General features: G+C 64.0%; 11 protein-coding genes. 6 read left to right on the top strand and 5 right to left on the bottom strand.

What is annotated here, in order from left to right:
- The first annotated feature begins 134 nt into the window (after positions 1-134).
- Entirely contained in the window at positions 135-584 is a 450-nt protein-coding gene (locus AB4Z47_RS15250) for a hypothetical protein (RefSeq protein ID WP_441951340.1), read from the top strand.
- Positions 581-874, top strand: coding sequence for a hypothetical protein (locus tag AB4Z47_RS15245; RefSeq protein ID WP_441951339.1), 294 nt, complete (start codon positions 581-583; stop codon positions 872-874). Before AB4Z47_RS15250 ends, AB4Z47_RS15245 begins: the two co-directional genes overlap by 4 nt.
- A 411-nt stretch (positions 875-1,285) precedes the next feature.
- Here AB4Z47_RS15245 and AB4Z47_RS15240 read toward each other — a convergent pair whose 3' ends face one another.
- The gene (locus AB4Z47_RS15240) at positions 1,286-3,076 is read right to left on the bottom strand and encodes a serine/threonine-protein kinase PknD (RefSeq protein WP_441951337.1); all 1,791 of its coding nucleotides are present in this window, start codon (positions 3,074-3,076) and stop codon (positions 1,286-1,288) included.
- Positions 3,077-4,001: 925 nt separating this feature from the next.
- On the opposite strand from AB4Z47_RS15240, the gene AB4Z47_RS15235 reads away from it, so the two are divergent.
- Both AB4Z47_RS15235 and AB4Z47_RS15230 read left to right on the top strand, forming a co-directional pair.
- Positions 4,002-4,550 (top strand): hypothetical protein, encoded by a 549-nt coding sequence (locus AB4Z47_RS15235; RefSeq protein ID WP_441951335.1) that lies wholly within the window; start codon positions 4,002-4,004, stop codon positions 4,548-4,550.
- A gap of 95 nt (positions 4,551-4,645) precedes the next feature.
- Positions 4,646-7,396, top strand: a complete 2,751-nt coding sequence (locus AB4Z47_RS15230) for a M56 family metallopeptidase (protein ID WP_441951333.1) — start codon at positions 4,646-4,648, stop codon at positions 7,394-7,396.
- A gap of 188 nt (positions 7,397-7,584) precedes the next feature.
- Here the strand turns inward: AB4Z47_RS15230 and AB4Z47_RS15225 are convergent, their stop codons facing one another.
- Positions 7,585-8,037: a DUF6463 family protein gene (locus AB4Z47_RS15225; protein ID WP_441951332.1), complete on the bottom strand. Its 453-nt coding sequence runs from the start codon at positions 8,035-8,037 to the stop codon at positions 7,585-7,587.
- A 112-nt stretch (positions 8,038-8,149) separates the two neighbouring features.
- Between AB4Z47_RS15225 and AB4Z47_RS15220 the strand changes: the two genes are divergently transcribed.
- Positions 8,150-8,755, top strand: a complete 606-nt coding sequence (locus tag AB4Z47_RS15220) for a TetR/AcrR family transcriptional regulator (protein WP_441951403.1) — start codon at positions 8,150-8,152, stop codon at positions 8,753-8,755.
- Positions 8,756-9,080: 325 nt separating this feature from the next.
- Here AB4Z47_RS15220 and AB4Z47_RS15215 read toward each other — a convergent pair whose 3' ends face one another.
- Together AB4Z47_RS15215 and AB4Z47_RS15210 are read right to left on the bottom strand one after the other, a co-directional pair.
- The gene (locus AB4Z47_RS15215; protein WP_441951330.1) at positions 9,081-10,097 is read right to left on the bottom strand and encodes a hypothetical protein; all 1,017 of its coding nucleotides are present in this window, start codon (positions 10,095-10,097) and stop codon (positions 9,081-9,083) included.
- 1,002 nt (positions 10,098-11,099) lie between these two features.
- Positions 11,100-13,889 carry a P-loop NTPase fold protein gene (locus AB4Z47_RS15210; RefSeq protein ID WP_441951328.1) on the bottom strand — a complete coding sequence of 930 codons (2,790 nt, stop codon included), beginning with the start codon at positions 13,887-13,889 and terminating at the stop codon, positions 11,100-11,102.
- Between the two features lie 233 nt (positions 13,890-14,122).
- Here AB4Z47_RS15210 and AB4Z47_RS15205 point away from each other — a divergent pair, with 233 nt between their 5' ends.
- Positions 14,123-14,839, top strand: a complete 717-nt coding sequence (locus AB4Z47_RS15205) for a hypothetical protein (protein ID WP_441951326.1) — start codon at positions 14,123-14,125, stop codon at positions 14,837-14,839.
- A gap of 34 nt (positions 14,840-14,873) precedes the next feature.
- Here the strand turns inward: AB4Z47_RS15205 and AB4Z47_RS15200 are convergent, their stop codons facing one another.
- Positions 14,874-15,407 carry a DUF3145 domain-containing protein gene (locus AB4Z47_RS15200; RefSeq protein WP_441951324.1) on the bottom strand — a complete coding sequence of 178 codons (534 nt, stop codon included), beginning with the start codon at positions 15,405-15,407 and terminating at the stop codon, positions 14,874-14,876.
- Positions 15,408-15,500: the final 93 nt, after the last annotated feature.

Raw genomic sequence — 15,500 nt, 5'->3', positions numbered from 1 at the left:
CGCCGCGACGATCGGGTCCATAAAAGAACCCGGAAATTCATGCGCTGTCGATGTCGAGAACGCTCGGGCGGCTCCGTCCCAGGGGTACGAGCAGCCGAACGGGCCTCGACGACGCCGACGAAGAAGCGACCACCATGCAACCGAACGAGATCACCGCGATCCTGAACCTTCCGATCAGCCAGGAGCTCCTGGCTCGCGACCTGCTCCGCATGGCCTACGTCGCCAAGGACGGCACACCCCCGCACCGTCCCGATCGCATTCACCTGAAACGGCTCGGAGCTCGTCGTCTGCACCACGAAGAACGCCCCGAAGCTGCCCGCCCTGCGGCGCAACCCCGAGGTCGCGCTGACGATCGACACCGAGGTGCACCCGCCGATCTATCCGCCCTCATCGCGACCACTCGCCGGCCGCCGCTGCCGAGCATCGTCGTCTCCTCGTACGTGATCGACCTTGCCGAGCAATGGCTACGTTGCTGGGTCGAATCAACCACTGCTGGCATCGAGCCATTGTTCATACAGGCCCTCGACGTCCTGCACGCGACCGGCGGCACCCGACCGGCGCAGCCCGCCCCTTCTTGCTCATGACGATCGCCGCCGACGACTACACCACCTTGCTCGACCGCCCGGAATGCTGGCTATGTGTATGGCACATCCCGTCCCCCAGCACCGTCTTGCCCGCTCTCGTCCATCTGACCAACCCGTCTGGAACACCCGTGGCAGCAATCATGGTGCTGCAACACCAACAGCTGCAGAACCGGCGCTCCGACACGGTGATGATCCGATGCCTTGCCGACCCGTGCGCGCAGGCCGGACCTGGGCCGCATCTAGTCAGTACTGGAATTTTTGCCGATCTCGTCCCGGTACCCAAGGGTTGAAGTCTTCTTGTCCGGACTAGTGTTCGGCATTGCGATCATTGCGGCGCCAACTGCCCTCGGTGAGCCTTTCCGGCTTGTCGACGACCTGTTTCTCGGGATCGCTGGCCCTTCGACCGTCAGCGAGTTCGGGTTGTAGAGCGTGAGGCCCACCGAAGAAGTACCAGCTGGACAAGGGTTTTCTACGCCCGACCTTCTGCTCCATGCGCATTACGTGGAGCAAACGTGGAGCACGTGACCATTCCAGCCAAGCCGCCTGCCACCAGCACGGGGCCGCACCATCGACCGCTGCCACCCCAGATTCCCGAGCACTCACACATCCGCTCGCACGCACAGCGAAGCGATGAGTCATGCACCGCTCCAGGTTCGGGATGTTGCGACGACCGCTAGAACCCGAGTACGCGGAACAAGGGTTCAGCCGACCGAGAGTTTCACCACCGGATTGGAGCCCAGGTCGGTGACGTATACGTTGCCCGCAGTGTCGACCGCCACACCCTGGGGATTCTTCAGGCCGGTGAACGGCAGCGGAGTCGGTGTCGACGCGCCCGCCGCCAACCTCACCACCCATTTGCTGCCCCAGTCGACGACGTACAAGTCTCCCGCCGGGTCGACCGCCATACCCTGGGGATCTTTGAGCCCAGTGACCGGCAACGTGGTCGGCGCCGACGCGCCCGCCGCCAACCTCAGCACCCGCTCGGTACTCAATTCGGTGACGTATACGTTGCCCGCAGCGTCGACCGCCACACCCTGGGGATCTTGGAGCCCCGTGAACGGCAGCGTCGTCGGCGCCGACGCGCCCGCCGCCAACCTCAGCACACGATCATTACCCCGGTCGCCGACGTACACGTCTCCCGCCGTGTCGACGGCCACACCCTGGGGATCTTTGAGCCCGGTGAACGGCAGCGGGGTCGCCGTCGACGCGCCCGCCGCCAATTTCACCACCCGATCGTTACTCGTGTCGGTGACGTATACGTTGCCCGCCGGGTCGGCCGCCACACCCTGGGGGTTATTCAGGCCAGTGAACGGCAGCGGGGTCGGCGTCGACGCGCCCGCCGCCAATTCCATCACCCGATCGTTACCCATGTCGGTGACGTATACGTTGCCCGCCGGGTCGACCGCCACATCGGTGAGCAGGCCGACGTCGGTGAACGGCAGCGGAATCTGTGACGAGTAGCCCGAGCCGATAGGTGTGGCCGAGTTGCCACCGCCGCCTGATTCCCGTTGGACACCGATGAAGACAGCTACGGCGGCCGCCACCGTAACCGCGACCGCGGCGGCGAGCAGCCCGGCGGTCTTGGGCGACAATCTGATTCGCCGCACATGGCGCGCAGCCACGCCCCCGGTGGTGCCGACCGCGGAATCGTCTACCACGGCGCAGGCCGCCGCGGCCAGCTCACGCACGGTCTGGTAACGCTTGTCGGGGTCTTTGGCCATTCCCTTGGCGATGACCGCATCGAACGCAGACGGTACATCAGGTGTAGTGGCGCTGGGACGCGGCGGCGGGGTGTGCAGGTGATGGGAGATCACACCCTGCACCCCCGCTGCGCTCGCAAACGGCGGCCGGCCGGTCAGGCACTCATACAGCACGCACGTCAACGCGTATACGTCCACCCGGGCATCGGCCTTGATCTCCGAGCCGATCTCCTCCGGCGCCATGTAGGCGATGGTGCCGATGGTCTCGCCGATCGTGGTCAGCGTACGGTCGTCGGCGGCGTGGGCGATCCCGAAGTCGATCAGGGAGGCGAACTCATCGGCCCCTAGCAGGATGTTGGTGGGTTTGACATCGCGGTGGACCAGCCCGGCGTCGTGGGCCGCCTGCAGCGCGCCGGCCACCTGTGCGATGATCGCCACTGCCCGCTGCGGCGACAAGGCCCCTTCTCGCGTGATCACCTTGCGCAGGTCGGTGCCCTCGATCAAGCGCATATTCAGATAGAGCCGACCATCGATGTCGCCGAAGTCGTGGATGGGGATCACATGCGGCTCGGTCAACTGCGCCACCGCCCGGCACTCCCGGCGGAACCGCTCACGCAGCTGCTCGTCATCGGCGAAGCGCTCGGGCAACACCTTGAGCGCCACCACCCGGTTGGTCAGCGAATCATGCGCCCGCCACACCTGGCCCATGCCGCCCTGCCCCAGCAGGGACAGAAGCCGATAGCGTCCGAACGCCTCCGCTGGACAAGTGGCGTCCCCGCCACCCACTGACATGTCATCCATTGTGCCGTCCCGTGACCACTCGACTGGCAAACGGTGCACTTGCTTGCATTCCAACCCCCGCCCGAGCGGGTAGCCCCACACTAGTTGCTTTAGCCAGGCCAGACAGTCGACGCTATCGTCGGCGCGCGAATTTCCCAGCCATCCTCATGCCTGGCAGGTATGCGGCCGGACACTGCCCCGCCACCGGTGCGAGTGCGCGGATCGTGCACAGAAATCCGCCAACAAACCTGTCGCAACTTCAGCGTACCTCTGAGCCATACGACCAACTTCGTGAAGCCGGCCGTCCAGCACCACTCGGAGGCCGGGCCATCTTGCATAAAAGGCCCGTCCGACAGCGAACCGATTACGATGCCCGGGTGCTCGAATCGCTGCACTTCCAGGATGCAGGTCAAGAGCTGCACAGCTTACAGCGGATGTTTGCCCCACGGTAATTCCGTGTGGCAAACATAGGGCAGCCCCTGCCCCGATCCGCCCGAGCCCGCTCACTTGGGCCGATCCGCAACCGTCAGCGGGCAGCTACCCGTTCACGTCCTCACTGAGACGTTCTTGCCATTGAACTGCACCGGCATGTGCGAACGTGGCTACTCGGGTCGGACGGCGTCCCTGGCACCCACTGGTGCAGGGGCACTTCGGTCCGGCCGTTATGCCGCTCCGTTCGTGCCCAGCATATCCGCAGGTCACGGACCGACTGGCACTCGTATCTCATGCGGCTTCGGGGGTATCCATGGTCTTTGATCCAGCTGCTATGATCTCCAAACAGGTTGGTCCGGTGCCGTTTTCAGGATTTCGTGCAAACTTTCCTGGTTGCGGGCAGAGTCGACCGAGCTGGTACCCGCGGTGAGCTGAGGCTCGCCTAGGGAGAGGCATTCGGGATTTCGAACCAGGCGTTCAAGCGATCTACCGGAGGGGACTGCCGATGGATGCGGTGATCCGCGATGTGCCCGACGGATACGTTGCAGTCGGCGACGTAGTCCGGGATGTCGTCGCCGAGGTCGCCGCCAACGAGCTGCCCTTGGTGGATCGCCTGCGCCGATTGGGCGACGAGCGGGCGGTGCGAGTGCTCGGTCGGCGCAGAAGCGGGCGCGATCTGCTCGGTTTCGGCATCGACGAGATGGTCGTGCTGGCGAGTCCCGTGGTGTGGATCGTGCTGAACGAAGCGGCGGCGCGGTTAGCTGACGGGGCGGTCACCAGTGGCAGCAAGGCGGTACGACAATGGCTGAATCGCCGATTCAGCCGCGCCGGGAACGTAGCGGCCCTGCCCACGCTCGATCCCGAACAAATCGCCGAGGTGCGTGCGCAGGTCTTGGATACAGCATTGCGCAGCGGAATGGATGAGGATCGCGCGCGGCTGCTCGCGGACTCCGTGGCGGGCCGTCTCGTCCTCGGTGCGCTGCCGGATCCGGACGATCCCCCGACCGACGCGAGTACGCAGGGTGCGGACGACGATCCGAGGACGCCGAGCTGACCGGGCGCGTCGCGGAAGGGCAGGACACCTCGGAAACCGGCGCAGTTCCCATCCGCGCCAGAGCTTTCGCCGCGGGCAGCGGGATTCGGTTCGCGTTGCTGCTGTCGTTCGTCACGGTCGACAGCCTGTCCCTGCTGTCGATCACCACCACGTGGTGGAATCGCGGCCACAACTGGGAATGGTTCGAACTATGCCGTCTCGCAGTCGGTTACGATCCCACGCAATCGTATGTCCCCGCCGAGGCGACGACAGGTGCCGCGTTCATCGAGTCATGCGACCTCGCGCACGGCGTGCGCTCAGCCGTCGGGTGGACGACCGCCGGCTCGGTGGCGGTGTTCGTACTCGCGGTGACGCTCTACTTGCTGGTGCCGACATGGCGGCGCCGAGGCGGCCGGTTGCTGTCTGTGGATCTGGACTCGTCCGACGAGTTGGCACGGCAGTTGCGAGACCTCGTGGCCGTCGCCGAGTTGCGCAGGTCACCGGCGTTCGCGATCGATCCGAGAGCCGACACCGTCGGTGCGGTCGTCTTCGGACGGATGGGCAGGTACACGGTATGCCTGGACGCCGGTCTGGTCGCGTACGGCGGCGCCGACCCGGCCGTGCTGCGCGATGTGGTCCTGCATGAACTTGCGCACATCCGCAATCGCGACGTCGACATCACCTACGCCACGGTCGCGCTGTGGCGGGCCTTTCTGATCTGCGCCCTTCTTCCCTATCTGGCCGGACAGGTCGTGTCGTTGATCGAGGACACCGAAATCTGGCGTCTCCAATGGCAGTTGGGGCTGCGCGGCTTCATCCGGGCCGCGGTCCTCGTCGCGTTGACCTATCTGGTTCGCGCCGACATTCTGCGGACCCGCGAGATCTACGCCGATATCGACGCCGCGCAACTGGCCGGACGGACAGCCTTCGCCTGGCGGGATCGGCTACCGTTGGTTCGACCGACATTCGTTGTTTCGCAACGGTTCCTCGGTCTCTGGCGTACGCACCCCGGTTGGTCCGAACGGAGTCGGTCGCTGACCGATCCTGGCATCGTGTTCGGTGCCACGGCGCTGCCGATGTTTCTCACCGGAGTCACCGCGCAGGTCGCGAACGTGCAGACACCGATCATATTCGACGACTTCCAGTGGTCCGGAAGCCTCGGCGGTGTCGGCGAATTGTCGACCTGGACGACCGCCGTGCTCGTGGTAGGCATCGCCGGATCCATCCTGTGGCGCGCAGTCGGTTACGCCGTCCTCACCGGGCGGCCGGTTCCCTCGGGCTGGACCGCCGGGGTCTGGCTCGGAGTGGGTATGGCGGTTGGCGAATTGCTGTCCTTCCGCACCGCGGGAATGCGGCTGCTGCCTCCGGATCCAGAGATCCTGATCGTTTTCGTGATCAGTGGTCCGGTTTTCACCTGGTGGGTCACGCACTGTGCCGAGATATGGATCCGGGGCAGCCGGGGCCGATCGCTCCGGCCGGTGCAGGTATTCGGCCTCGCGGCCGCGCTGGTCGTCTTCGGTACCTGGTACGGCTACTGGATGACTGGACTGTTCCTGTTGCTGAGGGGGCCGCTGCGGTTGTCGAACCTGTCCGTGCCGGGGAGTCCCGCGTGGTTCTGGGTCGTCGCAGACCTCGTCAACAGGCCCATGGTGCTGGTGGGGGCATCCATCCTGTGGTTGTTCCCCTTGCTTACCGTCGTGCGCGGAGCGGTGACACAGACGCCCGCGTGGGTCGAGCGCGCCCGCACCGACACACTGGAAAGGGATACGGTTGTGCAGGGCATCGTGCCGGTCCGGCCCGCCGTGATGGGTGCCGCGGTCGGTGGCGGGCTGTGCTGCGTGGCGGTCGCGGTGATCATGGCGGGCCTGCATCGCAACCAGCCGCCTCCGGGGGAGTGGCCCGCCGAGTGGATATTCCGCTACCCGATGTGGTTGAGCGCGGGTCTGGGGACCGTGCTCATGCTGACCGCAATCATGGTGTCCGTGACCGCGGGCCGGTTCCGGATGATGCTGGCGCTGGCCGCGTCGGGTGGTGCCGGATTGTTCGGTCTGGTCGGCCTGTTCGTCTTCGCGGCTGTCGACGGATGTGTCGCACCCTTGCGGGTCATGGCCTACACCTGTGACTGGCGGCCGCGCGCAGCCTGGACGGTGGTCACATTGCAGGTGCCGTTCGTCCTCGGCCTCGCTATCTACGTCGCGGCCGTTGCCGCGCTGCTTGGGGCGCTTGTCGTCGAGGGCGGCCGTCGGCTCGCCGGTCGACGGCCGGGGACGGCACCTCACGGCGAGATGTCCTTCGGGCATCGCGAATCGGTGGGCGTGCGCAGGTTCGTCGTGGTACTCACGGTCGGATCGGTGATCGGTCTGATCGCGAACACCGCAATCAACTATTACGACCGGGGCGAGGTCGAGGTCGACGCCGTCGGGGCTCTCGGCCTCGAGCCGCCGCGCACATCGGACACGATCGCGCGGAAAGTCGATGCCTGGCTGAAGGTCGGTGGTTCGGAGAAGATCAACACGCTTCGCGACGACTTCGAACGGCTACGAACGGCCACCGCAGATGCCCTGCGCGCCGCCGAGTGGCTGCCCACGGTACCAATCGATGAGGCGGTATTTGTGCCGCTGTGTGCCGCGATCGTCCGCGATGCCGACGACATAGCCGCGTTCATACCGATTCCGGACGACCGGACACAGGCCGACTCGGCCAGGTATCTCGACATCGCTAGGCAGGCGGGCAGTGACTGCCGACGCAGTTTCGACGACAACGACGACGCCCTGTTCAACCGATCGATGACCGAGAACATCGCGGCCACCACCGCATACGAAGCACTGCTCCACCGCTTCGAAGCAATCGGCTCGACCGGCGGTTGAGCCGCCGCGAGGCCAACGTCCCGCTGGCACCGGTGTCCGGACTGAGCGTTCACGGCCAGCCGGAACACCACTTCCGATATGACCCCACCAAGTCGGATGCCTACGTGTCCACGACTCTGGCATGGCTCGGTGATCCGGCGGCCGAGTCCAGTGGCATTGGCAGAACAGGGGCCGCCGGTGGCGGCGAATTACGCCGGGTCCATCTCCCGGCTTTGGGTTGCTACCAGCCGATCTTCCTTTCGCGCTGCCACGATGATGAGTGCCCCGGAGATGATCCCGGCGAAGAACGGGGACGGCACAAGAAGGACGCCGCCTAACACACACCACGCTGCGAGGCCCCAGCCGATCCCGGCGGGCACAGCCACCCCCCGTCCAGCGAGGTGCCAGGTCAGGCAGCCCAAGAGAATCAGGGGCACGGCGAAACTTCCCGGACCGCCCCAGAAGGTGACTTCGTTCTGAAGGGACTCCACCGTCTGAACAGCGTCTCCATCGAGCACCAGCGGGACGGCTGCCCACAGCCCCCGATCCACCCAGCCGGTGATGTCCGCCCAGGCGGCGAGCGCCAGCAAAGATAGGTGCCCTATTCCCAGCACGAGCATGATCCCGCTCGCCCAGCGGAGCAACCGCTTTCTGGAGTTCATCGTGACCTCTCTACTTCGCACTCCGCGCCTCTGCGTGACTGCGGTCGCGCCAGGCTCGTTCCCATTTCCGAGTCAGGGTTCGACATCTCATCTATACGGTGTCGTACAGTTCATATGTACGATAGCGTATAAATTCAACGCGCTCAATGGAGGTGTGCCGATTCCTGCCGTGCTCCGCACAACACGAGTCCGCTGGATAGAGGCGGGCCTCGAAGCCCTCGCAAGGGGAGGACCCGACGCAGTTCGCGTCGAAACGCTCGCCACTGAACTCGGCGTGACGAAGGGCGGGTTCTATGGACACTTCGATGGCCGTTCCGCGTTCCTCAGGGAGATGCTCGACGAGTGGGAACGCCGCTGCACCAAAGAGGTCATCGCCCAGGCCCACGCTGAAGGTGACGACGCCGCCGACAGGATCCGGCGCGCGGGTCGACTGACCTTCTCAGAGGACCTTCATCGGATTGATCTCGCGATCCGGGCCTGGGCCCACCACGATCAGTCCGTTGCGACGCGCTTGCGGCGCATCGACAACGAGCGGATGCAGTTCCTGCGGAAGATGTTCGGCGCCTTCATCACCGACCCCGACGAGATCGAGGCACGCAGCACCCTGGCGTTCGCGCTCGCCATCGGCCGCCACTTCATCGTCGCGGACCACCCTGGGTATACCAAACGCGAAGCGATCCAACTCGCGGGAGAACACCTCTTGCGCCCGCAACTGTGAAACGTCCGATTCGCGCGCACTCGCGGCCTTCGACGAACTACAAGCCCGCCCAACCCTGATCACCATCGCGAGCCTGTCCAGCAGCCGCCAGTGCGGGTCGGGGAGCTTGTCCAGACTGGCCGAACTCCGGCTGGGACATGCCCAACCGCGCAAGCGATGAATCGTGGCACTACGCTGGCCAACTAGCACTGACCAACAGGCAAGACCAAATCACCGCGACCAGGACACCGGCCACACTGCAAACCCCTGACCGAAGCTCACAGCCACGACCAGAACTCAGGGGAATGGGTCGCCATCCTCGGAGCCCCGAGCTCGGGAATCCCGCCTACTCCTCGAGAGCTTTCCTTGCACGCTTTTCCAACGATTTGATGTACTCGTCCAGCAAAAACCCGCCGAAAAACCCTATAACAGATAACCTCCATCCAACCAGCCGGGCACTTTCCCGATCAAGCAGAATTCCTTTATCGGTGACAAAGACATTCACACCTTCTGCCAATATGAACACCGCAAACGAGACCAGTATCGCCTGAAAGAAGTCATAGAGACGTCGGCGCCAATCATATCTTCCCGAAGATATTGAATGACGCAGCATGACACCGAAGTACGTAGCGAACAATATCATTGCATATGCCCATGCCAGAGGGGGAATCAGACCCTCGTCCACTCTCATTAAAGCCGCTATCCATCCAGCTACCAGACTCAAACTTACAATCACAGAAGCCATAGCGTCCGACACTCGCACTTTGGCAATCGGATTACGTCGGGAAAAATCCACCGCAGCATCGAGCAGCTCGCCGGCCCAGGTCCCACCCTCTCGCCAAGGCCTCTGGAGCAATGCTGCCTCTTCAGAGGTATAGAACCGCTTGAAGTCTCGCCATGCATCTTCCGATGCTCCACCGAATATCGGGACTACAAACACCGGCTTCTCAAGAGCTTCGGCCGAGTATATTACCGTTCCAGTGCCTCGCTCCGCCCCGGCGAGCGAGATAACCAAATCAGCCTCATTAATTGATTTCAGATGGACTACTCGCCAGCCCCCATCCACGTAGCGCTGATCTATTTCTACATTGTTTAGCGACCCGAACAGCTCTGCCGTCACTCGATCTGCTACCGGATCCGCGAGACCCCTATACAATCTGTAGAAAATTACCTGCGCCACTTCAGCAGACTGATCCATTCCTTCCAGAACATATCTGTCGGCCGTGGATTCACTTGTTGAACAGAGTATCACCCTATGTTTTTGTCGCGCCAAGACGCTACCCAGCGCTCTACAAGCGGACCTGAAGTCATTCAGATTTTCATCCGATTGGTCACGGAATGAACCTACAACCAGAATCTTCATCCTGAGAATCGCACTCCCCTTGTCAAGAACGTACAAGCAGTCCCCCAACCACCACACCTCCCTATCGGCCAGGCTTGCGGTTGCGCAGGGCACCCGTATTCCAGGGTGCTCAAAAGGATAGCCGCACTTGGCGATCGGAATGATCAGGAACCGGAAGTGCGACGCACACTGCACGTCAGGAGCGGCTCCTCGGGTTCGATCCCCTGTGCGCCCACAAGCGAACGGCACGCTGCCGCATTTCGCCCGATCGCCGCGCTGGCCCGCTTCCAAGACGCCCGGAGTGTGCCGGCGGGCAAGCAGAATACCGTTCCGGCCATCTCGTCGGCGGCCTCAGGACCGCGCCGGCCAGGCAAGCGACCCCGCTGACAACGGGGCCGCTTGCCTGGCGGGTGTGCGTGGTCAAGGTTCCAGGTAGAGGCGCATTCGGGCCAGGAAGAAGGAATAGTGTTGGCGCACAACGCGATATCCCAACTCGCATCCTATCTCGACCGACACGACACCGTCGACGACTGGCGAGGGATAACCGGCGCACTCGAGGCTGAGATCGCCTACGTGCATGCCGGTTTGCGGCTCGCCAGCCCTCTCGGTTCAGCTCCCGCTGACGGGCCGACATCGTTGGTGGCCCTTCCAGCGCCGTTGCTGGATGCAGGACTGTCATAGGTGTAGCGGTCTCGCTACCTCATCTGTTCAATTGAAGGTCGCGGAACCGTCCGGGGTGGCCCGCTGAGGCCCTGACAAGAACAGTACGTCGAGCGTCGATGGAGAATAAGCGTCGGAACCGACATCTTTCGCGCGATTTCCGACATCGTCGCCTCTCGACGACGACCTCGTCTGCCGACAGCACACCCAACCTGGGAGGCTCGCCGCAATGACCGGGCAACCGCGGACGAACATCGACGCTTCGACGGCTCAGGCGAAGTGATCGGGTGGAGGAACACGAAGCAGCCGCCAGCTTCGGTGGCTTGTGCCCGCCGGGCAGTTCGCCGGCGAGTCCGGTCGACTTCAGTTCTGAGCGCTTCGGGCCGCCGAGAGGGCATAGGAGAAGCGGCGTATGCGCGGCAGCCAGGTCTGCAGATCGGACAGATCACGCAAATCGGCCACTGTGGATACCCTGGCAAGACCGCGGTGTAGCCGGACCCAGTGTGGGAGCTGGCTTTCCGACAGTGGTCCGACGATCCGATTGATCCATCCGCTGTGCACCCAGTGCGGTTCGACATCATCGATGAAGTCCGACCAGGGTAGGTGAGCAGGGCGGTGTGCCAGACCGCCGTCGATTTCCTGATCCGGGTCCGGTCGCGCATCCAGCACGCTGCCCAGCAGCCGCGCGTGTGCGGTGAGCAGTCCCAGCAGGACCACGACCGCCTGGTATTCCCCCGGTCGGCCGTCGGTACCGAGGAAGCGGGACGCGTCGGACAGGTCGCGGGTCGCGCGCACCATGCGGTACAGATTGATCAGGCGTTTGGCTTCGCGGGGCGTATCGATCAGGAGGTCCAGCGCAGACAGCAGCGTGATTTCCGACTCCGTGAGCGGTCGGGGTCGTGGGGCCGGAACGGCCGCGGGCCACTGAGTATCGACCTCGGATCCTCGCTCGACGGTGATGACTGCAGCATCGACGGATTCGCCCTCGAGCGGATCCGGCAGGCGCAGCGACTGCGTGCTATGGATATCGCTTACCGGCGCCGGACGTCTGGTCGGGATATCGGCATGTTCCGCTTCGATGGAACGGAGAATGCGTTCCAGGCTCCCCTGCTGCATGCTCGGCAACACCAGCGGGATGTTCAAAATCTTCTCCAGGTAGTCCTCCGGCCTGTGCCGTTCGTCCACCGGATCACCGAGCGCACCATCGTGCAGGAGTTCGGTGTACCGACTGTGCAGCGAACGTAACAACCACTGCGGATCTACCCCGACAACGACGATGAACAGCTCGAAAGCCAGTAGCAGATGCACGGCCTGGAGCACGTCGACGACCTGATCGGGGCGGCAGCGGTCGAGGTCGTCGATGTACAGCACGATGCGATCGACTGGACGCCGAGATTCCCATTCCTCGGGATGCGCCTGCCAGTCGGCCATCAGTTCGATCAGTTGCTCGAAGTCCTTCCGGATCGTCGAGATCAGGCCGAGGCTCCCTGCGTAGGTCGCACTGTTGGCGCGGTCGGCAAGAAAGGTGTACAGCCGACGTCCCGGTGTCAGCTCAGCCAACTGCCGACCGAGCTCACCGACGTGCGCGACGACGTCGTCGAGTTGGGCCTGCGCCACCCGCTGGTCGGCTTCGGCGGCACGCAACCTGTCCAGTGTGCCCGCCATGTCGGCGTGCACCGCCGCGACCGCGGCCCGGCTCAACTCGGAGCGCAGATCCTCGGTGACTTGTCGCAGATTCTGCAGTCCGTCGCGCGCGCGCTTCAGCAGAGTGAACCCCACACCCCCGGTACAGACGGTCACGAGGCCGACCACGGCGGCCGCCACTTCGCGCACAGCCGGTGCCAGGAGTCCGGCGAGCACACCCACCCCGACCAGCCCGAGCGCCACCGTCAATGCAATCCGGCCGTGGCGCTCGGCCGACGCCCGCCGCAGTACCTCGGCCTCGGTCAGTGTGCCGTGCATTTGAGCGGAGAACAGCTTCGCCTGCTCGACCTCGTCTTTGATGCCGAGCCGGCTCCACAGCAGGTCGACCTTCCTCCGGAATGCACTCGAATTCCGTAGCGCTACAAGAAGATCCCTGGCGCTGGCTGCGCGCTCCGCGACCGCGCGGTCCACTTCCGCCTGCAGAGTAGCGGCGACGGTCCGTGCCTCACAGGTGGCGGTTTCCAACTGGCGCCGTTGATCCAATCGGTTGGCGAGTTCGGCGCGAATTCGCTCAGCGCTTTCATGCGCGGACGGGCCCGTCCCCGCTAGCTGCCGGAATATCTCGTCCCCGAGACTGGCCCACAGGTTGGTGTCCGCGTAATGCCAGGCATTGAAGCCGATCTGGACCACTTCACCGCAATATCGATCGTCGCCCGATTCCGCCAGCACCTGAATTCGATCGCGCAGCATGGCCATGAAATAACTCTTGCCCGAGCCCCATTCGCCGAAAACACCCACGGAGAGCGGCAGCGGCGTTGCCCGGTCCGCCATTACGGTGGCCAGCATGGACACGTAAGGGGCGAAGACCAGCTTGTCGTCGGTCAATGGGATCCCGACATTGGGGTCCACCAGGTCTCGGGCCACGCCACCGGCCAATTCCGTGGTGGCCTGCGGAAGCTGCTCGAACTCTCGTCTGATCAGATCTTCGGTCTCCCCTGTCTGACACACGAAGACGAGTTGATCCGGCCGATGGCCGCGCAGTGCCTGAACCGCGTCGACGACGGCGGGAACGAGAACGGCCGCGACATGCTGCACGGGCTCCGCCAGTGCTCCGGCACCGAGCAAGGAAAACCCGACCGCCTTCGCTCCCTCCGTTGCCGCGGCCTCGACGGAGCTTCTGGCGGCGAGACGCAGCGAAGCATCTGTGACGTCCCCGAAATCAGCTGGCTGATCGCGGGGGGTGACAAGGATCGCTCGGCGCAGCGACGTATCGTCGCTCCGCGCCTCCGACAGGTCCAGCACAGCGGGTTGATCGGCGTGGATTCGTTCGAACTGAACGGAAGGCCACGGCGCTCGCGGGTACTGTCTCTTCAGCGCCATCGCCAGCGAGCCGAGCGAGCTTCCCACCGACGCCACAATGGAGTCGATATCCAGTTCCCAAGGCTGATCCGTCTGCACGACGGAATACAGGACATCACCGATTACCCCCAATGCGATGCCGTTCGGCACGGCCACCCCCTCTACGAGCCTGCTCGATGCGCGACCTCACCAAATGGAAAGCAGTGTAGTTCAACGACTCTCGTGGGCCGACGGGTATGTGTCCATTCCATCCTTGCAATGCAGCCAGGCGATCACGGCACCGAATTCGGTTTCGCCCCAGCGAGTTTGCGTCTCTTCGAGCGCTTCGATGGATTGCCGGGGTCGCTCCGGTGGGAAGGATCGACCCGGTAGGGTTCCCCAGCATGTCGACTGGGTTTGATGTATGTGCGGAACTCGCTCGCGGCGTCGCTGATCGGGCCGGCGCCTGGCAGTTCATCAAGGGCTTTGCGGCGCACTGGAGCTCGCCTTTGACCGCTGCGGATGGGTGGACCGACGCCGAACTCGCGGCGGTCGAGAACAGGCTCGGCTTCCGGCTTCCGCTGGCGATGCGTGAGGCGTATGGGTTGTTCGGGCGGCGGGCGGATCTGACGAGCAACCAGGACGAATTCCTGCCGCCGGATCGCCTCCAGATGGACGAGGACGGGGAGATGTTGACATTCAGGGTGGAGAACCAGGGTATCTGGGATCTGGGTATATCGATGGCTGATCTTGCTGTGCCGGATCCTCCAGTGATGGTTCGGTCGGACATCTTCGATGAGTCTTCAGATATTTGTCTTCCATGGCTCGACCGGTTCTCGTTGGCCTGCATCGAAGTGGTGTTGTCGGAATCGGTGTACTCGGCAATGGAAGAATTCGGCGACGTCAACTGCCTGACCCTCAGTGATGAAACCAGGTTGGAGCAACTGTATTCGCGGCTGCCGATACCGGAATATCCTCAGCTCCCGGCTGAGGCCGGGTATCGCTGGTTCGCAGGCCCGGATGTTCTGTTGCGCGTGGACCCAGCAGACTGCCTGTTCGTTCGGGCTCGCACTCCCGAAGCATTGGACCAGGTCCGTCGCTCCTTGCCCGGAGGTTGGTAGCTCATGGCGGACCCACACGGATCGCGGGTTGTGTCTACCCCACGTCGCGGCGCAGCCAGGTGACCTCGGCGCCGGATTCGGTTCCGTAACGGTAGATTTCGAGGTCCTCGTCCCAGTCGGTGCCGAGGGCACGGTCGATTTCCGCGGCCAGGTCGTAGGCGGAGTACTTGCCGAGTTCGTGAGTGGACCGCAGCATCGCGCGCAGGCGCATCTCACCGATCGTGACGTCGCCGTTGGCGCTGGTGGAACCGTGCCACAAACCTAGGCCGGGGACGAAGCTGTAGCGCTCACCGTCCACGCCGTCGCTGGGGTCCTCGGTCACCTCGAAACGCAGCACCGGCCAGGAGCGCAACGATTGGGCGATCCGGGAGGCGGTGCCGACGGGACCGATCCAGTCGCTGGTTGCGCGCAGTTGGCCGTCGGCCGGTTGTGCGGTCCAACGCAGTTTTGGCGGGGAGCCGAGGGTCGAGGTGAGTGCCCACTCGACATGCGGGCACAGCGCGGCAGGCGACGAGTGGATGTAGACCACACCCGCCGTCGCATCCGCGAACTGACTCGATGCTCGCACCACCAATACCTCCAGCTTCGACGAGGAACGTCTTCCCCAACGACTCGTCGAACTGGCGTTGCCCGAGTGTACTGGAGTGCCCGAAGTTACACG

The sequence above is a fragment of the Nocardia sp. 2TAF39 genome (assembly GCF_052114905.1).
Classification (GTDB): domain Bacteria; phylum Actinomycetota; class Actinomycetes; order Mycobacteriales; family Mycobacteriaceae; genus Nocardia.
The sequence above is the reverse complement of the archived record's forward strand: the minus strand, read 5'-3'. Positions and strand labels throughout refer to the sequence as shown.